We start from the raw sequence: 18,968 nt of genomic DNA, 5'->3' as shown, positions 1-18,968 counted from the left end.
TGGCAGGCTGCGGGCATGCGTGAGATGACCGCTGCCGCGGCCCGGAGATCGGCGCTCTGGGCGCAGGGGTTCGCCGACCGGAAACCGGCCGGGGCGCCGACGCGCCGGCACGTCCGTTCGGTTCTCGACCGGGTACGGCTGTTCCAGATCGACTCGGTGTCGGTGGCCGTGCGCGCCCACTACGTCCCGCTGTTCAGCCGCCTCGGCGTCTACGACCGCGGGCTGGTCGATTCGGCGGCGTGGTCACATTCGGCCCGCGCACCCCGGATGCTGGCGGAGTACTGGGCGCACGAGGCGGCGTTCATCCCCGTGGAGGACTGGCCGCTGATGCGCTGGCGGATGCACCGGTACCGGCACGGTCGCTGGTCCGGCGAATCCCGCGTACTCGACCGCAATCCCACGCTCGCCGCCGACGTGCTCGACGTGATCGGCGCCGTCGGTGCGTGCAGCGCGAGCGATGTGGAGAAACACCTCGAGGTCGACCGGCCGGACCGCAAGGGCCCGTGGTGGGATCGCAGCGACACCAAAGTGGTGTGCGAGCAACTGTTCGCGTCCGGCGCGCTGGCGGTGGACAAGCGGGTCGCCTTCACCCGTCACTACGACCTGAGCGAACGTGTGCTGCCGAAAGCGATACTCGCCGAGGAAGTCTCGGAGGAGGATGCCGTCCGTGGCCTCGTGCAGCGGTCCGCGCGGGCCCTCGGTGTGGCCACCGAACCCGATCTGCGTGACTACTACCGACTGTCGCCGGCGCAGACCGCCTCGGCCATCGAGGAACTCGTCGAGGACGGGGTGCTCGAACGGGTGGGGGTCCGCGGCTGGGATGCGCCGGCATTCGTCCACCGCGACGTCCGGGTTCCCCGGAAGGTGGAGGGGGCGGCGCTGTTGTGCCCGTTCGATCCGCTGGTCTTCTGCCGTCCGCGGACCGAGCGGATATTCGACTTCCGGTACCGCCTCGAGATCTACACCCCCGCGCACAAACGTGTCCACGGGTACTACGTCTTTCCGTTCCTGCTGAACGGTGAACTGGTCGCGAGGGTCGATCTCAAGGCCGACCGCGCGTCGGGAACGCTCGAGGTGCGATCCGCGTTCGTGGAACCCGACCGGAATCCGGGGTGTGTGGTGGAGGCGTTGCTCCCGGAACTGCGAAGAATGGCAACGTGGTTGGGTCTGGACGACATCCGGGTGGACGATCGCGGCAACCTCGGTGCCCTCCTCGCGGCCGCGGCGGCGCGGCCGCGAGGAGAGTGAGGAACTACAGGCTCTCGACGAACTTCGTCAGGCCCTTGCTCGCCGTCTCGAGTGCCGTCTTCTGAGCCTTCTTCACGAGGAACCCGGGCAGCGGAATCTTCGGGTCGACCGTCAACTCGAACGTGACCTTGGTGCCTGCGCCGGACTCGGTGAGGACGTACGAGCCGTCCTGGGCGTTCTGCTGGCCGCTCTCGACGAGGTGCCATGACACGGTGTCGTCGCCCTCGAACGTGTAGTCGACGACCTGCTCGTCGTTGATCCCGAGGATGGAGACGCTCATTCGGACACGATGGGGGCGGCCGTCGTCGTGTGTGCTCTCGATGGTGACCGACTTGTGGGCCGAGGACCACTCGGGCAGGCGATCCACCGCAGCGATCGCGGCCATCACCGTGGCCGGATCGGCCTTGATCTCGAATTCCTTGACGCCGGAAACGGCCATGTTCTTCGCTCCTTCGAGCCCGTGGCGACTCTCACCGTGTGGCTGATGCGACGTAATTACATCACCGCCGCCGACGGAGGCGTGGAGTGAGTGCGCCGGTGCTCAGAAATTGTCTCTCCCGTTGCGGCGCATCTGGTCCTTGAGTGCGCCCTGGACCGCCTGCGACACCCAGGAATTGAGCGACACCCCGTTCTGGGAGGCGGCTTCCTCGGCCTTCGACTTGATCTGATCCATCAGACGCAGAGTGACGCGGCTGATGTCACCGGTGACGTCATCGAAGGCGGCACCGAGGTCCTCGGCTGTCGTGGTTCCTTCCCCCTCCGGTCCGGGCGCGGTGGGGGTGCGATGCACGTCGACCGCCACCTCGTTGCCGTCCAGTCGCACACCGACGGTGCGATTGCCGAGTTCGGACGTCACCTCACCTGCAAAATCGGTGAGCGCCGAGAGCAGGAGCAGCCGGGCGGCGGGTTCGACCGCGGCGGCGAGCGCCGCTGCCGTCGCCCGCGTCTGCTCGTCGCCGAGTGCGGCTGCTGCGTTCAGGTCGTCTCGCAGCCGGGAGACGTAGATGCCGAGGTCCATGACGCCAGCATGGCGTCATTGGTGACGTCAGTCAAGTTGGCGTGACTTCAGTTGGGCGATGTCGCCCTGCCGCGGGTTGTGCCGGACTCTCGGCGACCGACGGTCCCGCTGCGAGCGGTCCGGCGAACGCCGGGGGAGCGGCCCCGAGAACCGCTGTCCCGAGAACTGCGATCACGACGGCGCGTGCGCGGCCTGTCCGGTACTGCACAGGAAGTCTCCCCACGAATCTGCGGTGTCACCGAAAGTGTGGGCGAGACGAGACTGACACGCGCGGGTGAACACACGGCAACCAGGCCGCTGCCGGAACGGGGCACGCCGAGACCCCGATCACCGCTGCGACTAGGGTCGATGCATTCAGGAGGGACTCCCGACCAGGGAGTTCGGTAGGAGGAACAGCGCAGTGCCGCAGACCGTGCCGCTCAGGGTGCAACTCGTCGCGAAGACGGAGTTCTTTCCGCCGGCGGACATTCCGTGGGAGACCGACGCCGACGGCGGCGAAGCGCTGGCGGAGTTCGCGGGCCGGGCGTGCTACCAGAGCTGGTCCAAGCCCAACCCCCGCACCGCAACCAACGCCGGATATCTGCGCCATCTGCTCGAGGTCGGGCACGAGTCGGTCCTCGAACACGGCACCGTCAGCTTCTACATCACCGGCATCTCCCGGTCCTGCACCCACGAGTTGATCCGGCACCGCCACTTCTCCTACTCGCAGCTGTCGCAGCGCTTCGTACGCGAGAACGACGGCAATGTCGTCGTTCCGCCCGCGATCGCCGGCGACCCCGAACTCGAGGAACTCTTCGCGAAGGCCACCGACGCGAGTCGGGCGGCGTACGGCGAACTCCTCGAGGCCCTCGAAGCGAAACTGGCGGACACCTCCAGCGTGCCGCTGCGCAACAAGCAGGCGAGGCAGGCCGCGAGGGCCGTCCTGCCCAACGCTACGGAGACCCGCGTGGTGGTCACCGGCAATTACCGGGCGTGGCGGCACTTCGTCTCGATGCGGGCCACCGAGCACGCCGACGTGGAGATTCGCCGCGTCGCGGTCGAGTGCCTGAGGCAGCTGCAGGCGGCCGCGCCGAATGTCTTCGGCGACTTCGAGGTACTGGACTGGGGCGACGGCACGGAGGTGGCGCGGAGCACGTTTTCCGCCGACGCGTGACTGGTGTGCAAAAGTACCTGGGTCACCGGGTAGCCTTCTGACCATGACCTACGGTGATTCCGCTTCTCCCGTCGAGCGTCCGTTCGGCACCGTGTCCACAGCGATGGTGACGCCGTTCACCTCGGACGGAAAGCTGGACGTCGACGCCGGTGTCCGCCTCGCGGCGTACCTCGTCGACAACGGATGCGACTCCCTCGTCCTCGCCGGTACGACCGGTGAGTCGCCGACGACCACCGAGAACGAGAAGCTCGAGCTGCTCCGGGCAGTGATCGACGCGGTGGGCAACCGCGCGAAGATCATCGCCGGCGCAGGCAGCAACGACACCGCGCACAGCGTCGAACTCGCCCGTGACGCCGCCCGCGCGGGCGCGCAGGGCCTCCTCGTCGTCACCCCCTACTACTCGCGTCCGCCGCAGGCCGGACTGTTCGCGCATTTCACCGCCGTCGCCAACGCCACCGACCTTCCGGTCATGCTCTACGACATTCCACCCCGCTCCGTGGTCCCCATCGAGACGGAGACCATCCGGCGCCTCGCCGAGAACCCGCGCATCGTCGCGGTCAAGGACGCCAAGGGCGACCTCAACGCGGGCGCCGAGCTGATCGGCACCACAGACCTCCAGTTCTACTCGGGTGACGATCCGCTCAATCTGCCGTGGCTGTCGGTGGGCGCGACGGGATTCGTCAGCGTCATCGGGCACCTCGTGCCCGGCCGGTTGCGCGAACTGCACACGGCATTCGCGGCCGGTGACATCGCCCGCGCCCGCGCGATCAACCTCAGCCTGATCCCGGTCATCCGCTCGGTGGCGCGTCTCGGCGGCGTCAGCGCGTCGAAGGCGGGTCTGCGCCTGATCGGCCTGGACGTCGGCGAACCCCGGTTGCCGCAGGTGGCGCCCACCCACGATCAACTCGACCTCCTGGCCGCCGATCTGCACGCTGCGGGGGTGCTCGCGTGACCCGACCGCCTCGTCGTCGCAGCGCCAGCCGTCAGGCCGGTCCCCCTTCTCCCACCGCGAGCGAGCCGACCAAGGCGGCGCCCGTGGCCGCCGAGCCGCCGAAGTCGGCGCCGGTCGTCGCCGAGCCGCCGAAGTCGGCGCCGGTCGTCGCCGAGCCGCCGAAGTCGGCGCCCGTCGTCGCAGACCAGCCGTCGGCTCCGAAGTCAGCGCAGGCGAAGTCCGCGCCCGTGAAGACCTCCTCCACGAAGGGCGGCGCCGCCAACAAGTCGTCGTCCCGGTCCGGCAGGCGCGGCGGCGGCAACAAGCGTCAGGACGCCCGGCCGGCTTCGGTCGATCCGACGGCCCGGCTCGGCGCCCCGCCGAAGGCTCCGTTCAAGGGTCTGCGGGTGGTGGCGCTCGGCGGTATCGGCGAGATCGGTCGCAACATGACCGTCTTCGAGCACCAGGGCAAGCTGCTCATCGTCGACTGCGGTGTGCTGTTCCCGGAAGACCAGCAGCCGGGTGTCGACCTGATCCTCCCGGACTTCCGGCACATCGAGGACCGGATGGACGACGTCGAGGCCGTGGTCCTCACGCACGGCCACGAGGACCACATCGGCGCCATCCCGTTCCTGCTGCGCCTGCGGCCGGATCTGCCCGTGGTGGGTTCGCGGTTCACGCTCGCACTCGTCGCGGCCAAGTGCCGTGAGCACCGCCAGCGCCCCAACCTCGTCGAGGTCGTCGAGGGGCAGCGCACCGATCACGGTCCGTTCGAGTGCGAATACTTCGCCGTCAACCACTCGATCCCCGACGCCATCGCCGTCGCGATCCGGACCGACGCCGGAGTCGTGCTGCACACCGGTGACATCAAGCTCGACCAGCTGCCGCTCGACGGCAGGCTCACCGACCTCGCCGGCTTCTCCCGTCTCGGCGACGAGGGTGTCGACCTGTTCCTCGTCGACTCCACCAACGCCGAAGTGCCAGGCTTCGTCACCCCCGAACGTGAGATCGGGGGAGTGCTCGACAACGTGATCGGCAAGGCGAAGCAGCGCGTGATCGTGGCGTCCTTCGCCAGCCACGTGCACCGCATCCAGCAGGTGGTCGACGTCGCCCACCGGTACAACCGGCGGGTCGCGTTCGTGGGCCGGTCGATGGTCCGCAACATGCAGATCGCGCAGGATCTCGGATATCTGAGCGTGCCGGACGGCCTGGTGGTCGACATCGACACCGCGGCCAACCTGCCCGACGACCGGCTCGTCCTGATCTCCACCGGCTCGCAGGGCGAACCGCTGTCGGCGTTGTCGCGGATGGCCCGCGGTGAGCACCGGCAGATCAACATCCGGGCCAACGACCTCGTCGTGCTGGCGTCCTCGCTGATCCCCGGCAACGAGAACTCCGTGTTCGCCGTCGTCAACGGACTCGCCAAGCGCGGCGCCACCGTCGTCACCCAGCAGAGCGCGAAGGTGCACGTCTCCGGTCACGCATCGGCGGGCGAGCTCCTGTACCTGTACAACGCGGTCCGGCCCACCAACGCCATGCCGGTCCACGGCGAATGGCGTCACCTGCGCGCCAACGCCGCCCTCGCGAAGGCCACCGGCGTGCCGGAGGACCGGATCGTGCTCGCCGAGGACGGGGTGGTGGTCGACATGGTCGACGGTCTCGCCGAGATCGTCGGGCAAGTTCCCGTCGGACACGTCTACGTCGACGGACTGTCCGTCGGCGACGTCGGCGACTCCACGCTGTCGGACCGGCTGGTCCTCGGCGAAGGCGGGTTCATCGCCATCAACGTCGTCATCGACGACCACACAGGACGCGCGGTCAGCACCCCCGAGGTGTCCGGACGCGGATTCTCCGACGACCCCACGGCCCTCAAGGACGCGGCGCAGCTGGTCGAGGCGGAACTCCTGCGCCTGGCCACCGAGGGCATCAACGACGCCCACCGCATCGCCCAGGCGATCCGGCGCGTCGTCGGCAAATGGGTGGCGGACAAGTACCGTCGCCGGCCGATGATCGTCCCGACCGTCATCGCGGTACCGTCGGCCGAGGGCAAGTAGTTCTCCGGCAGGTAGATTCGGACGGGTGACCTTCGCCCGAGATGAACGCCTCGCCCTCGTCGACTCGATGGCCGAATTCGGTCCCGACGCCCCGACCCTCTGCGGGACGTGGACCAACCGGGACCTGGCCGCCCACCTGATCGTGCGCGAACGACGCCTCGACGCTGCCCCCGGCATCGTCGTGGGTCGGCTCGCCGGCTACACGGAGCGCGTCCAGAACGACACGGCGACGCGTCCGTGGAGCCGACTGCTGGACGAGGTCCGGTCGGGTCCGCCGATGTGGTCGCCCATGTACTGGGTGGACGCACAGGTGAACCTGGGGGAGATGTTCGTCCACCACGAGGATGTGCGCCGCGCCCACGACGGCTGGGAGCCGCGGGTCCTGCCCGACGAGCGCCAGGACGCGCTGTGGGGTCTCGCACGCAAGGTCGGAAAGCTCGGCTACCGGCACGCCCCGGTGACGGTCGTGCTCGAGCGGCCGTCCGGGGAGCAGGCCACCGTCCGCAAGGCCGGTGCCGGCCGGGTGATCCTGCGCGGCGAACCGTCGGAACTCGCCCTGCACGCGTTCGGCCGAGACCAGGTGCGCATCGAGACCGACGGTGAGGCTGCCGACATCGACGCCGTGACCTCCCTCGACCGGGGGTTCTGAGGGCATTCACCGCAGGTCTCGCCGTGTTACGGGTGTTGCGGATGGTCCGGAAGGTGCCATAGCGACTAATCTGAGAACCATGGCAGGTAAGGCGAGCGCCCGCGGTTCGAGCACGACGACCTCCACGGCGAGGACGGGCGTGCGAGGCGGCTCGACCACGTCCAAGCCGAAGTCCCGTACGACCCGGACGGTCAGCACTCCGCGTAAGTCCACCTCAAAGAAATCGTCTACATCCGGCCCCCTGAAGTCGGTGGGTCGGGGAATCGGTGCCGGCTGGTCGCTCATGGCCAAGGGCGTCGGGGCCACCACCCGCACCGTCGGCAAGGCAGCCGAGATCGAACAGGGCCACCGGCGCGACGGCATCGCGCTCGGGCTGATCGCGATCAGCGTCGTGGTCGCCGGCGGAATCTGGTTCTCCGCGGGCGGTCCGGTAGGCGAGTGGATCGAGACCGGAGTCCGTGTGTTGTTCGGTGGCGCGTCCGGCGTCCTGCCCCTGATCGGCGTCGCCGTCGCGGTGATCCTGATAAGGACCGAGCCGAAACCCGAGATCCAGCCGAGGCTGGTCCTGGGATCGCTGCTGGTCGGTCTGCCCGCCCTGGGTCTCTGGCACATCGCGACCGGTTCGCCCACCGACGCCGAGGGCAGGACCCGCGGCGCCGGGTTCGTCGGGTACGCGGCGGGAGGTCCACTGACGGACGGCCTGACCGTGTGGCTCGCCGCGCCGCTGCTGCTGATGGCGGCACTGTTCGGTGTCCTGTTGCTGACCGGAACCACGGTCCGCGAGGTGCCCGGCAAGCTGCAGTCGTACTTCGGGACGTCGTTCGGCCGCGACCACTACGCCGACTACGACAGCGAGTACTACGAGGACGGCGAATACGACCCCACCCTCTTCGACGCCGACGGCTACCCGGTCGACGACTACACGACCGGGGGCCGGGGTGTTCCGGCCGACAACTATCCCACCGACGAGTACGACGTCAGCGATACCGCGAAGACAGAGGTGCTCGGTCTGTGGGAGACCGAGCCCGCCACGGAACCCGTCCCGGCGCCTGCGCCGGCGCCGAAACCGGCGCGCGCCAAGGCCAAGCCGGTCGTCGCCCCCAAGCCGGAACCCGAACCGGAACCGCTGCCCGACGTCGACAAGTTCGTGACCGACCGGGTCGTCGAGGGCGACTACACGCTGCCCCCGACGTCGCTGCTCATCGAGGGCGATCCGCCGAAGAAGCGCAGTTCCGCCAACGACGCGATGATCGAGGCCATCACCGAGGTCCTCGAGCAGTTCAAGATCGACGCAGCCGTCACCGGATTCACCCGCGGCCCGACCGTCACCCGCTACGAGGTGGAACTCGGACCGGGCGTGAAGGTCGAGAAGATCACCGCGCTCGCCCGCAACATCGCGTACGCCGTCGCCACCGACAACGTCCGCCTGCTCGCGCCCATCCCCGGCAAGTCCGCGGTCGGCATCGAGGTCCCCAACTCCGACCGCGAGATGGTGCGCCTCGCCGACGTGCTCACCGCCCCGAGCACCCGCAATGACCACCACCCGCTGGTGATCGGTCTCGGCAAGGACATCGAGGGCAACTTCGTCAGCGCCAACCTCGCGAAGATGCCGCACCTGCTCGTGGCCGGTTCCACCGGTTCCGGTAAGTCGAGCTTCGTGAACTCGATGCTGGTGTCGCTGCTGTCCCGTGCGACACCCGACGAAGTGCGGATGATCCTCATCGACCCCAAGATGGTGGAGTTGACGCCCTACGAGGGCATACCGCACCTCATCACGCCCATCATCACCCAGCCGAAGAAGGCCGCAGCCGCGCTGGCCTGGCTGGTGGAGGAGATGGAACAGCGCTACCAGGACATGCAGGCCAACCGGGTCCGTCACATCGACGACTTCAACTCCAAGGTGAAGTCGGGTGAGATCACCGCGCCGCTCGGCAGCGAACGGGTCTACCGGCCGTACCCGTACATCCTCGCCATCGTCGACGAACTCGCGGACCTCATGATGACCGCGCCGCGCGACGTCGAGGACGCGATCGTGCGGATCACCCAGAAGGCGCGCGCCGCCGGTATCCACCTCGTGCTGGCCACACAGAGGCCGTCGGTGGATGTCGTGACCGGTCTGATCAAGACCAACGTGCCGTCACGACTCGCCTTCGCGACGTCGTCGCTGACCGACTCCCGGGTCATCCTGGACCAGCCCGGCGCCGAGAAGCTGATCGGTATGGGTGACGGGCTGTTCCTGCCGATGGGCGCAGGCAAGCCGACACGCCTGCAGGGTGCGTTCATCACCGACGAGGAGATCTCCGCGGTCGTCGATTTCAGCAAGAACCAGGCGGAGCCGGAGTACACCGACGGCGTCACCGCCGCCAAGGTCGGGGAGAAGAAGGACGTCGATCCCGACATCGGCGACGACATGGACGTGCTGCTGCAGGCGGTGGAACTCGTCGTCTCCAGCCAGTTCGGGTCCACGTCGATGCTGCAGCGCAAACTGCGTGTCGGTTTCGCCAAGGCCGGCCGCCTGATGGACCTGATGGAGACCAGGGGAGTGGTGGGCCCCAGCGAGGGCTCGAAAGCCCGTGACGTGCTCATCAAGCCCGAGGAACTCGACGGTCTGTTGTGGTCGATCCGCGGCGGCGACCCGAACGAGGCGCCGTCCGATCAAGAGTAGGGCGCGGTGCGCGTGTCCGAAATGGGCGATTCTCGCGCAGTGTGGTTGAATGGTCACCGAATTGGAGGGGAGTATCCCCACCTCTGTGACAGCATCGTCAACACGATCGGCACCATTGCCGATCCGGTGCTGTCAGTCGCGCGGACACAAGGTTCCGGCGGCGGGAGAGACCTCCGGTACCCGCTAGGTCTACCGGAGGTCTGTGTTCATGCATGTGTCACCGCTGGTCTGGGTCATCACCTGTGTGGTGATTCTCGGACTGTTCGTCTTCGACTTCTTCGCGCACGTGCGCACCCCGCACGCCCCCACCTTCCGCGAGTCGGCGTTCTGGTCGTCGGTCTACATCGGTGTCGCGATCCTGTTCGGCCTGGTCGTGATGTGGTTGTGGGGAAGTCAGTACGGCGGCGAGTATTTCGCCGGTTACGTCACCGAGAAGGCGTTGTCGGTCGACAACCTCTTCGTGTTCGTCATCATCATGGGAACATTCGCGGTGCCGCGGGAGTACCAGCAGAAGGTACTGCTGATCGGCATCGTGATGGCACTGGTGATGCGCGGCATCTTCATCGGGGTCGGTGCCGCGGCGATCAACGCCTACAGCTGGGTGTTCTACCTGTTCGGTGCGTTCCTCATCTACACCGCGTACACGCTGGTACGTGATCACGGGCACGAGAAGGAGGTGGAGGAGGAGCGCGACAGCAAGATCGTCGCCGTCGCGAAGAAGATCCTCCCCACCACGGACACCTACGACGGCGACAAGCTCGTCACGCGGATCAACGGCAAGCGCGTCGTGACGCCGCTACTGCTCGCGCTGGTCGCCATCGGCTTCACCGACGTGCTGTTCGCACTCGACTCGATTCCCGCGATCTACGGACTCACCCAGGAGCCATACCTGGTCTTCACGGCCAACGCGTTCGCGTTGATGGGTCTGCGTCAGTTGTACTTCCTCATCGGCGGCCTGCTGGACCGCCTGGTGTACCTGTCGTACGGCCTGTCGATCATTCTCGCGTTCATCGGTGTCAAGCTCGTGCTGCACGCCCTGCACGAGAACACGCTGGGCTTCATCAACGGCGGCGAGCACGTGGCCGTACCGGAGGTGTCCACGATGTTCTCGCTCGCCGTCATCATCGGTGTGCTGGCAGTGACCACCGTCGCCAGCCTTCTCAAGACGCGGAACACGACGCCGGTGAAGTAGGTCCGCCGGACGTCGTGCTCGAGGGTGTCCGGTGCTCGGCGAGTCAGGAACTGAATTCGCCGAGTACCGGAACCCATTCCACGATCCGCGAGGCCGCCACGAGTCCGTTGCGGGCGAACGGGTCGTGGGTGAAGAGCAGTTCCACGGTCTCCGCGTCGGCGGCGTCGACGATGATGAATGCGCCGCTGCCGTCGGCGAACGGGCCGGACGACACGACGGTCTTCCGCTCGGCGAGCTCACCGAGCCACTCGCGGTGGGCGGGGCGATGCTCGTCGCGTCCTGCGACGGTGTCGGCCGAATACGTGTACTCCACTACGAACAGGGACATGTTCTCGCTCTCTCGGGACGGGTTCGTCGAACAAAAATGGGATCAGGGCACTTCTGTCTCACGCACTGGGATTTCAGAGGGTGAGAAGCATTCGGGTATTGCCGAGGGTGTTCGGCTTGACGTAGCTCAGATCGAGGAATTCGGCGACACCGGTGTCGTACGAGCGGCACATCTCGGCGTAGACCTCGGCGGTCACGGGTGTGCCGTCGATTTCGACGAATCCGTGCTTGCCGAAGAAGTCGACCTCGAACGTGAGAACGAAGAGACGCTCGAGTTCGAGTTCCCGCGCGACCTCGATCAACTTGGCCACCACGTGGTGTCCCGCACCCTGGCCCTTGGCCGACGGATCGACCGCGATCGTGCGTACCTCGCCGAGGTCGGCCCAGAGCACGTGCATTGCGCCACAACCGATCACGTTGCCGTCGCGTTCGGCCACCCAGAACTCCTGGACGGATTCGTACAGGGTCACGAGGTTCTTCTCGAGCAGGATCTTGCCGGAGTAGATGTCGATCAGGCGCTTGATCTCGGGAACGTCGGAGGTTCGTGCTCGCCGCACGATCAGCTGATTGTCGGCGGTGTCCGGCGTCCGAGAAGTCATGTCGTGAACATTAGCCAACGGCCGTACCGATATTCTTAGGCACGTGCCGGTACGACCTACGATTCCTCCCCACTCCCCGCTGCGTCCCGGGGTGCAGTTCTCCGCTGCGGTGCTCCGATGAGCACGCAGCGCGAGGATTGGACGGCCGCCGGCCAACCGGCGGCCCCGGACCCGTCGGTGGAGCCTGCGAGTGAGACGGCCGTACCTCTTCTGAACATCGCGAACATCCTGACGATTCTCCGGATCCTGCTGGTTCCGGTCTTCCTGGTCGTGCTGTTCGTCGGCGACGGACACTCGACGACGTGGCGCCTGATCGCCACCGGCGTGTTCGCCGTCGCGGCCATCACCGACCGGATCGACGGGCAACTCGCCCGCAAGTACGGCCTCGTCACCGATTTCGGCAAACTCGCCGATCCCATCGCGGACAAGGCGCTGATCGGAGCGGCCCTCGTGGGGCTGTCGATCCTCGGAGACCTGCCCTGGTGGGTGACGGTGGTGATCGCGGTCCGGGAGCTGGGCATCACGCTGCTCCGATTTGCGGTCCTGCGACACGCCGTCATTCCCGCGGGCCGGGGCGGCAAGCTCAAGACTCTCGTGCAGACGATCGCGATCGGCTACTACCTGCTGCCGCTGCCCGACGGGTTCGAGGTCGCCGGCTGGATTCTGATGGGCGCCGCCGTGCTGCTGACGGTGGTGACCGGGCTGGACTACGTCGTGCAGGCGGTCCGCCTGCGAGCCGGCGTGCACAAGGTCGAGGCGAACGCGGGCACCGGGGCATGACTGACCCACTGGTGGACGGCACGCGGGCCGGTGACCTGGTTGCCGTGCTCACCGACCGCGGCGAGACGGTGGCCACCGCGGAATCGCTCACCGCGGGACTGCTCACCGCGACCATCGCCGGAGTGCCCGGCGCCAGCAACGTGCTCCGCGGCGGGCTCGTCGTCTACGCCACCGACCTGAAGGCCACCCTCGCCGGGGTCGATCCCACCCGACTGGCCGCGGACGGGCCCGTGGCGGCATCCACGGCACGCGCACTCGCGGACGGGGCCCGCGCCCGCTGCGGCGCCGACTGGGGCGTCGGACTGACCGGTGTCGCCGGCCCCGACATGCAGGACGGACACCCGGTCGGCACCGTGTTCCTGAGCATTTCCGGGGCATCCGGAACGGCCGTCCGCGAGCTCGGATTGACCGGGGACCGGTGGCAGATCCGTAAATCTGCGGTTTCCGCCGCCGTGTCGGGACTCCTCGATCGTGTGCAGGAAACATCCGCAGGCTAAGGTCGGGAACCAATCGGTCCTGTTCGCGCGTTGAGATAGGCGAGACAGGTGACGGATGAAGGAGGAGCGAGATGGCGCTGCTATTGCGTGAGGCAATCGGTGACAGTCTTCGGCGTACGCGCGTTTCGCAGAGCCGGACCCTGCGTGAGGTCTCCAACAGTGCTCGTGTGAGCCTCGGATACTTGTCCGAGGTCGAACGAGGGCGCAAGGAAGCCTCGAGTGAGCTCCTGGCGGCGATCTGCGACGCGCTGGAGGTCCCACTCTCCGATGTGCTCGTCGACGTCAGCGAATCGCTGTCCGACGGTTCTTCGGCCAAGCGTGCGGACACCGACCGGCACGCCGTCGAATCCGCGCCCGCCGAGGCTCCCGCCGCGAGCGCACGACCGGGTTCGACGACCATCGCTCGCGACACCCGGGTGGTCATCCCTGCACCCGCGCAGGCGCTGGCTGCCGCGTAGCAACACCCGTGCCGAACCGATAGATTTCAGTTAACCGCCGGTCTCGTTGTCGGCGGGGCAGACAGGCAGTCGGGGCGCAGCCCTTGTTCCGGTGCGTGACGGTCGCGTATCGGGTCGCGCATCGCGCGGCGCAACAGATGGAGGCAGGATCAAACCCATGGCTAATCCTTTCGTCAAGGGATGGAAGTACCTGATGGCGCTCTTCAATTCCAAGATCGATGAGAAGGCTGACCCCAAGGTTCAGATTCAGCAGGCGATCGAGGATGCGCAGCGCCAGCACCAGGCTCTGTCGCAGCAGGCCGCGTCGGTCATCGGCAACCAGCGCCAGCTCGAGATGAAGCTCAGCCGGCAGCTCGACGAGGTGGAGAAGCTCAACGCCAACGCCCGTCAGGCCGTCAACCTGGCCGACCAGGCCCAGGCCGCGGGCGACACCGAGAAGGCTATCCAGTACACCAACGCCGCCGAGGCGTTCGCCGCGCAGCTCGTCACCGCCGAGCAGGGCGTCGAAGACCTCAAGGCGCTGCACGACCAGTCGCTGCAGGCGGCCGCACAGGCGAAGAAGGCCGTGGAGCAGAACGCGATGGCTCTGCAGTCCAAGGTCGCGGAGCGCACCAAGCTGCTCAGCCAGCTCGAGCAGGCCAAGATGCAGGAACGGGTCAGCGAGTCGCTGCGCTCCATGGACAGCACCCTCTCGGCTCCCGGCAACACGCCCAGTCTCGATGCCGTGCGCGACAAGATCGAGCGCCGCTACGCCGACGCCCTCGGTTCCGCCGAGCTGGCACAGAACTCGGTGTCGGGCCGCATGATGGAGGTGCAGCAGGCGAGCATCCAGATGGCCGGACACAGCAGGCTCGAGCAGATCCGGGCCTCGATGAAGGGCGACGCCCTGCCGTCCGGCGGTGCCGCCAACGCGCCCGCGACCCCGGCAGCAAACCCGAACCTCGACAAGCAGCCGCCGGCAGCGGGCCAGGCCGGCACTGCGTAGTAGCCGAACAGTATTCGCATGAGTTCCACCCGACGTGGCCGACCTGGACGCGCAGTCCGGTCGGCCACTGTCGTGTCCGGACTCGCCGGGATCCAGGGCGCGCTGCGTGACGCCGGTGAGTCCGTCGCGGACGCAGCACAGAAGTGGCGCGACCCCCGGGAACGTCTGCTGCGGAAAAAGCGGCGGGCCAGGCGTCGCGCGAAGCGTTACGGCATCGTGTCCGGGTCCTCTGCCACCGGTGCCGCCGGTCTCGCTCTGATGGCCGCGCCGGAGTGGTCGATGCTGATGGCCGGCGGCGGCGCCGTCGTGTTCGCGGTCCCCGCCGTGCTGGCCGTCAGCCGATACCGCAAGCTCGACGCCGTGACGTTGCCACCGGGCCTGCCTGCCCGCCGGGTCCTTCCGGCGCCGTCCTCGGCCGCCCGCGAGCCGATGGAACGACTCGTGCACAGCGAGCGCGCACTGCACGGCATCCTCGGTGTGCTGTCCCGGTCCGGGACGATCAGCGGTGAGGACATCGAGGACACCCACGCCACGGCCCGCTCCGCGGCAGCCGCCCTGCAGGCGGTCGCCCTCGACATCACGTCCATGGAGGACGCCGCCCAGGGCAGCCGTGCCGCGGCCGCACCGCTCCACCGGGCGATCACCTCCGCAGCCGCGCAACTAGACGACGGCGTCGACCAGTTCGAAGAACTGGTGGCCGCTGCCGCCGAGGTCGCCGTTCCCGGAACCACGAGTGCCGTCGGCGAACTGGCGTACGAACGTGCAGAACTGGTGTCTGCGACGGAAAAGCTCGCCGGCCTCGCGGCGGCTCTCGGTGAGATCGACGACATCGTTCGCCGCTACCGCTGATGTCGTCGATCGACCGGTCCGGTGACTTTCGGTACATCGTGTGGGGGAGAACCCTGATCTTTCCCTGATCTTTACGCTGACCTGGTGATTTACCCGCTCCGCCGTGCCACGCTGGTGTGCGAACCCGATAAGTGGGGTCGACCAGATGTCGGGCGCAGAAATCGATCGGGGAGACGTGAGTGGAGGAAATCATGTTCTGGAAGATTGTTCTGGCGGTCGCGGCGATCTGGATCGCATTGGCGGTCGTCGGTGCCCTCGTCAAGGGTCTGTTCTGGATTCTCGTGGTCAGCGCCGTGGTGTTCGGCGTGTACCTGTTGATCAAGGCGATGTCCGGATCCGGCGAGAAATCGGACATCACGCGGAGCTGACAGGCATGCTCTACCCATGGAACCGGTACCCGAGGACTGGCATCGTGGGCTCGTCGTCGTCGCGCACCCCGACGACATCGAATACGGCGCAGCGGCGGCCGTGGCGCGCTGGACCGAGCAGGGCAAGGACATCCGCTACGTGCTCGCCACCAGCGGGGAAGCGGGGATCGCGGGCCTGCACCCCGCGGAGTCGGGCCCGCTCCGGGAGGCGGAGGAGCGGCGTTCCGCAGCCATGGTGGGAGTGACCGACGTCGAGTTCCTCGGGTACCCCGACGGCACTCTCGTGGAGAGTCTCGCGCTCCGCCGCGACCTTGCGACGGCGATCCGTCGTCATCGCCCGGATCTCGTGGTGACGGCGAACTTCGCGGACACGTGGGGGCCCGGCCAGCTGAACAGCGCGGACCACCGCGCACTCGGCCGTTCCGTTCTCGACGCCACCGCGGACGCCGCGAACGAATGGATCTTTCCCGAGCTGGGGGAGTCGGGGCTACCGCCGTGGCGCGGTGTCCGCTGGGTCGCCGTCAACACGATGACCCCCACCCACGCGGTGGATGTCACCCACACCGTGGATCGGGCGGTGCTCTCGCTGGCCGAGCACACCCGCTATCTCGAAGCGCTCAGCGACGTCCCGGTGGGGCAGCAGGCGAGGGCCCAGGTCGAGATGGTGACCGGGCCGCAACCGGGATTCGACGCCGAACGCGCGGTGGGATTCGAGCTCTACTTCTTCGGCTGAGGTCGCGACCGAGAACGAACGTGGCGACGCTCCGGTCTGATGGAAAAGAATCCGACCCGGACGGAATACCAAAATTATCCGAATAATTGAGTGGTTGCCCTCTGCTTTTCTCCGACGCGCGGAATCTTGCTGTCGACTCGCCCTCTGATCGCGTCTGCGCTGCTCACATCCCCGAGGTCGGGGGAGTGGGGCGGGCATCGTGCGCCTGGCGATGTGCTTCGAGTACCGGTTCGGTGCCGGCAGGGGATTCATGCGTTACGGTGTTACACACAATGTCTATCCGTAATTCTCCGTCGCGTGACGACACCTCAGCGAGCGTCGAGGACTCCATTCTCGACGCCGCACGCTCGTGCATCCTCGATTTCGGACTGCGCCGCACCACACTGGCGGAGGTCGCCCGGCGCGCAGGCGTCAGCAGGCCGACCGTCTACCGGCGCTGGTCCGACACCAGGGCCGTCGTCGCCGATCTCATGACCCGCGAGATCGCTGCCGTGATGCCCGAATTCTCCGCCGAGGAATCGGTCCACCGCCAGCTGGTCGACGCCGTGGTCCACGTGTCCACCGAGGTGCGCGACCATCCGCTGTTCGTGAAGATCCTGCGTTCGGATCAGGAACTGTTCACCACCTACATCCTCGAGCGGCTGGGCACGAGCCAGCGGGCGATCATCGACCAGGTTGCGTTCGCGGTGTCGACGGGTCAGGACCAAGGCTCGATCCGCGCCGGGGACAGCCGTCAGATCGCCACGATGGTCCTGCTCATCGCGCAGTCCGCGGTCCAGTCGGCCGTGATGGTGGTCGAGGAACTTCCCGGCGACGCCCTGACGGAGCAACTCCGGCACGCTGTCGGCGCCTACCTGGCACCGGACGCCGCCGGCAACCACCCGACAGAACGAGGAGACCGGTGAACCACCCGAACACGCCGCCCGTGAGCCGCTCGTCGGCTCTGAACGCCGCGCGAAGGGCGCGCGAACTCGACCGGCTGTCGGACGGTGCAGTCGTCGACGTGCTGGTGATAGGCGGCGGAGTGACCGGTGTCGGCGTCGCGCTCGACGCGGCGTCACGCGGCCTCGACGTCGTGCTCGTGGAGAAGCGGGATCTCGCGTTCGGGACCAGCCGGTGGAGTTCGAAACTCGCCCACGGCGGGCTGCGGTATCTGGCATCGGGCAACGTCGGCATCGCCCGCGAGAGCGCGGTCGAACGCGGAATCCTCATGACCCGCACCGCCCCCCACCTCGTCCGGGCGCTCCCGCAGCTCGTGCCCGTTCTCGATTCGACGACGCTGTTCGGCAAGTCCCTCGTCCGCACGGGCTTCCTGGCAGGTGATCTGCTGCGTGCAAGTGCTCGCACGCCGTCGTCGGTCCTGCCTCGATCCCGGTCGGTCCGGGCCGACCGGGTAGTCGAACTCGCCCCCGCGGTGCGGCGGGAAGGCCTGCGCGGCGGCCTGATGGCATTCGACGGCCAGCTCATCGACGACGCCAGACTCGTGGTGTCCCTCGCGCGCACCGCCGCGCTCCACGGTGCGAAGGTGCTCACCCGGACGGGCGCGTACGACGTGACCGGGACGTCCGCGACCCTGCGCGACGAGCTGACCGGCTCGGAACTGCCGATCACGGCGCGCGCCGTGGTCAACGCGGCGGGCGTGTGGTCGGGTGAGATCGATCCCGGGATCACGCTGCGGCCCAGTCGCGGCACACATCTGGTGCTCCCGGCCGAGCGGCTCGGGAACCCGACCGCGGCGCTCACGGTTCCGATCCCCGGTGAGACCAATCGCTTCGTCTTCGCGCTGCCCGCACAGCTCGGCCGCGTGTACCTCGGCTTGACCGACGAGGCGGCGCCGGGACCCGTTCCGGACGTCCCGGTGGCGTCGGAGCAGGAGATCGACTTCCTTCTCGACACGGTCAACACCGCGCTCGAGGTTCCGTTGCAGCGCTCGGACGTTGTCGGGACCTTCGCCGGGCTGCGACCTCTGCTCGACACCGGGGACGGATCCACCGCGGACCTCTCGCGCAATCACGCCATCCTGCGTTCGGACACGGGTCTCGTCAGCGTGGTCGGCGGCAAGCTCACCACCTATCGCAAGATGGCGGAGGACGCCGTCGACGCCGCGGTCGAGGTGGCAGGACTCGACGCGGGCCCGTGCCGGACGCGGGCCCTGCCGCTCGTCGGTGCCGCGACACCCGAAGCGCTGCGGAAGGTCTCGGCCCCGCCGGCGCTGCTCGCCCGCTACGGAACGGAGGCGGCGCTGATCGCCGCCGCCGACCCCGAACTGCTGGCGCCGATCGCCGAGGGTGTGGACGTGAGCCGCGCCGAGCTCGAGTTCGCGGTGACTCACGAGGGGGCACTCGACGTCGACGACCTACTCGACCGGCGCACCCGGATCGGACTCGTCCCCGCCGACCGTGCGCGGTCCCTCGCCGCCGCCGAAGCCGTGTTCGAGAAACGGTGACGCCGACCGTGTGACA

20 protein-coding genes are annotated in these 18,968 nt (G+C 67.9%); 16 read left to right on the top strand and 4 right to left on the bottom strand.

Going from position 1 to position 18,968, the window contains the following annotated elements:
- Nucleotides 1–15: 15 nt before the first annotated feature.
- Entirely contained in the window at nt 16–1,248 is a 1,233-nt protein-coding gene (locus QM806_RS28840; RefSeq protein ID WP_054246632.1) for a winged helix-turn-helix domain-containing protein, read from the top strand.
- A 4-nt stretch (nt 1,249–1,252) separates the two neighbouring features.
- Here QM806_RS28840 and QM806_RS28835 read toward each other — a convergent pair whose 3' ends face one another.
- Entirely contained in the window at nt 1,253–1,687 is a 435-nt protein-coding gene (locus QM806_RS28835) for an SRPBCC family protein (RefSeq protein WP_005261167.1), read from the bottom strand.
- A gap of 102 nt (nt 1,688–1,789) precedes the next feature.
- On the bottom strand, nt 1,790–2,266 hold the full coding sequence (locus QM806_RS28830) for a toxin-antitoxin system HicB family antitoxin (protein WP_005561148.1): 477 nt from the start codon (nt 2,264–2,266) through the stop codon (nt 1,790–1,792).
- Between the two features lie 400 nt (nt 2,267–2,666).
- On the opposite strand from QM806_RS28830, the gene thyX reads away from it, so the two are divergent.
- The 6 genes from thyX to QM806_RS28800 all read left to right on the top strand — a co-directional run bounded on the left by thyX (nt 2,667) and on the right by QM806_RS28800 (nt 10,910).
- Nucleotides 2,667–3,419 (top strand): FAD-dependent thymidylate synthase, encoded by a 753-nt coding sequence (gene thyX, locus QM806_RS28825; protein ID WP_005261165.1) that lies wholly within the window; start codon nt 2,667–2,669, stop codon nt 3,417–3,419.
- A gap of 43 nt (nt 3,420–3,462) precedes the next feature.
- Nucleotides 3,463–4,371 (top strand): 4-hydroxy-tetrahydrodipicolinate synthase, encoded by a 909-nt coding sequence (gene dapA, locus QM806_RS28820; RefSeq protein WP_005261164.1) that lies wholly within the window; start codon nt 3,463–3,465, stop codon nt 4,369–4,371.
- Entirely contained in the window at nt 4,368–6,404 is a 2,037-nt protein-coding gene (locus QM806_RS28815; RefSeq protein WP_283293664.1) for a ribonuclease J, read from the top strand. The genes dapA and QM806_RS28815 overlap by 4 nt, the downstream gene beginning before the upstream one ends.
- A gap of 25 nt (nt 6,405–6,429) precedes the next feature.
- The gene (locus QM806_RS28810; protein WP_005261160.1) at nt 6,430–7,053 is read left to right on the top strand and encodes a TIGR03085 family metal-binding protein; all 624 of its coding nucleotides are present in this window, start codon (nt 6,430–6,432) and stop codon (nt 7,051–7,053) included.
- Between the two features lie 79 nt (nt 7,054–7,132).
- Nucleotides 7,133–9,718: a DNA translocase FtsK gene (locus QM806_RS28805; protein ID WP_283293663.1), complete on the top strand. Its 2,586-nt coding sequence runs from the start codon at nt 7,133–7,135 to the stop codon at nt 9,716–9,718.
- A 208-nt stretch (nt 9,719–9,926) separates the two neighbouring features.
- The gene (locus QM806_RS28800; RefSeq protein ID WP_133986568.1) at nt 9,927–10,910 is read left to right on the top strand and encodes a TerC family protein; all 984 of its coding nucleotides are present in this window, start codon (nt 9,927–9,929) and stop codon (nt 10,908–10,910) included.
- Between the two features lie 43 nt (nt 10,911–10,953).
- Here the strand turns inward: QM806_RS28800 and QM806_RS28795 are convergent, their stop codons facing one another.
- Both QM806_RS28795 and QM806_RS28790 read right to left on the bottom strand, forming a co-directional pair.
- Complete coding sequence (locus QM806_RS28795) at nt 10,954–11,238, bottom strand: YciI family protein (protein ID WP_005240736.1); 285 nt, start codon at nt 11,236–11,238, stop codon at nt 10,954–10,956.
- Between the two features lie 73 nt (nt 11,239–11,311).
- Entirely contained in the window at nt 11,312–11,836 is a 525-nt protein-coding gene (locus tag QM806_RS28790) for an amino-acid N-acetyltransferase (protein WP_005240737.1), read from the bottom strand.
- Between the two features lie 117 nt (nt 11,837–11,953).
- Between QM806_RS28790 and pgsA the strand changes: the two genes are divergently transcribed.
- The 9 genes from pgsA (at nt 11,954) to QM806_RS28745 (ending at nt 18,952) form a co-directional block, all read left to right on the top strand.
- Nucleotides 11,954–12,616, top strand: coding sequence for a CDP-diacylglycerol--glycerol-3-phosphate 3-phosphatidyltransferase (gene pgsA / locus QM806_RS28785; protein WP_005561141.1), 663 nt, complete (start codon nt 11,954–11,956; stop codon nt 12,614–12,616).
- The gene (locus QM806_RS28780; protein ID WP_005261153.1) at nt 12,613–13,113 is read left to right on the top strand and encodes a CinA family protein; all 501 of its coding nucleotides are present in this window, start codon (nt 12,613–12,615) and stop codon (nt 13,111–13,113) included. The genes pgsA and QM806_RS28780 overlap by 4 nt, the downstream gene beginning before the upstream one ends.
- A 71-nt stretch (nt 13,114–13,184) precedes the next feature.
- On the top strand, nt 13,185–13,571 hold the full coding sequence (locus tag QM806_RS28775) for a helix-turn-helix domain-containing protein (RefSeq protein ID WP_007296380.1): 387 nt from the start codon (nt 13,185–13,187) through the stop codon (nt 13,569–13,571).
- A 157-nt stretch (nt 13,572–13,728) separates the two neighbouring features.
- Nucleotides 13,729–14,556, top strand: coding sequence for a PspA/IM30 family protein (locus tag QM806_RS28770; protein ID WP_005563813.1), 828 nt, complete (start codon nt 13,729–13,731; stop codon nt 14,554–14,556).
- An 18-nt stretch (nt 14,557–14,574) separates the two neighbouring features.
- Nucleotides 14,575–15,405, top strand: coding sequence for a phage shock envelope stress response protein PspM (gene pspM / locus QM806_RS28765; protein WP_206032698.1), 831 nt, complete (start codon nt 14,575–14,577; stop codon nt 15,403–15,405).
- A gap of 191 nt (nt 15,406–15,596) precedes the next feature.
- A complete protein-coding gene (locus tag QM806_RS28760; RefSeq protein WP_007296377.1) occupies nt 15,597–15,773 on the top strand; it encodes a hypothetical protein in 177 nt (58 codons plus the stop codon).
- Between the two features lie 16 nt (nt 15,774–15,789).
- Nucleotides 15,790–16,506: a PIG-L deacetylase family protein gene (locus QM806_RS28755; protein WP_005563810.1), complete on the top strand. Its 717-nt coding sequence runs from the start codon at nt 15,790–15,792 to the stop codon at nt 16,504–16,506.
- Nucleotides 16,507–16,778: 272 nt separating this feature from the next.
- Nucleotides 16,779–17,411, top strand: coding sequence for a TetR/AcrR family transcriptional regulator (locus tag QM806_RS28750; RefSeq protein WP_133986569.1), 633 nt, complete (start codon nt 16,779–16,781; stop codon nt 17,409–17,411).
- Nucleotides 17,408–18,952 carry a glycerol-3-phosphate dehydrogenase/oxidase gene (locus QM806_RS28745; protein WP_133986570.1) on the top strand — a complete coding sequence of 515 codons (1,545 nt, stop codon included), beginning with the start codon at nt 17,408–17,410 and terminating at the stop codon, nt 18,950–18,952. The genes QM806_RS28750 and QM806_RS28745 overlap by 4 nt, the downstream gene beginning before the upstream one ends.
- Nucleotides 18,953–18,968 lie beyond the last annotated feature (16 nt).

The organism is Rhodococcus sp. IEGM 1351, from assembly GCF_030056875.1.
In the GTDB taxonomy this organism is placed as follows: domain Bacteria; phylum Actinomycetota; class Actinomycetes; order Mycobacteriales; family Mycobacteriaceae; genus Rhodococcus_F; species Rhodococcus_F opacus.
Note: the sequence above shows the minus strand (reverse complement) of the source record. Positions and strands in the feature narration are given on the sequence as shown.

Coding starts and splice junctions, on each gene's coding strand:
- QM806_RS28770 (WP_005563813.1), top strand. CDS start 13,729: ATGGCTAATCCTTTCGTCAAGGGATGGAAGTACCTGATGGCGCTCTTC.
- QM806_RS28790 (WP_005240737.1), bottom strand. CDS start 11,836: ATGACTTCTCGGACGCCGGACACCGCCGACAATCAGCTGATCGTGCGG.
- QM806_RS28775 (WP_007296380.1), top strand. CDS start 13,185: ATGGCGCTGCTATTGCGTGAGGCAATCGGTGACAGTCTTCGGCGTACG.
- QM806_RS28805 (WP_283293663.1), top strand. CDS start 7,133: ATGGCAGGTAAGGCGAGCGCCCGCGGTTCGAGCACGACGACCTCCACG.
- QM806_RS28795 (WP_005240736.1), bottom strand. CDS start 11,238: ATGTCCCTGTTCGTAGTGGAGTACACGTATTCGGCCGACACCGTCGCA.
- QM806_RS28750 (WP_133986569.1), top strand. CDS start 16,779: ATGTCTATCCGTAATTCTCCGTCGCGTGACGACACCTCAGCGAGCGTC.
- QM806_RS28780 (WP_005261153.1), top strand. CDS start 12,613: ATGACTGACCCACTGGTGGACGGCACGCGGGCCGGTGACCTGGTTGCC.
- QM806_RS28835 (WP_005261167.1), bottom strand. CDS start 1,687: ATGGCCGTTTCCGGCGTCAAGGAATTCGAGATCAAGGCCGATCCGGCC.
- pgsA (WP_005561141.1), top strand. CDS start 11,954: ATGAGCACGCAGCGCGAGGATTGGACGGCCGCCGGCCAACCGGCGGCC.
- QM806_RS28760 (WP_007296377.1), top strand. CDS start 15,597: ATGTTCTGGAAGATTGTTCTGGCGGTCGCGGCGATCTGGATCGCATTG.
- pspM (WP_206032698.1), top strand. CDS start 14,575: ATGAGTTCCACCCGACGTGGCCGACCTGGACGCGCAGTCCGGTCGGCC.
- QM806_RS28800 (WP_133986568.1), top strand. CDS start 9,927: ATGCATGTGTCACCGCTGGTCTGGGTCATCACCTGTGTGGTGATTCTC.
- QM806_RS28840 (WP_054246632.1), top strand. CDS start 16: ATGCGTGAGATGACCGCTGCCGCGGCCCGGAGATCGGCGCTCTGGGCG.
- dapA (WP_005261164.1), top strand. CDS start 3,463: ATGACCTACGGTGATTCCGCTTCTCCCGTCGAGCGTCCGTTCGGCACC.
- QM806_RS28755 (WP_005563810.1), top strand. CDS start 15,790: ATGGAACCGGTACCCGAGGACTGGCATCGTGGGCTCGTCGTCGTCGCG.
- QM806_RS28830 (WP_005561148.1), bottom strand. CDS start 2,266: ATGGACCTCGGCATCTACGTCTCCCGGCTGCGAGACGACCTGAACGCA.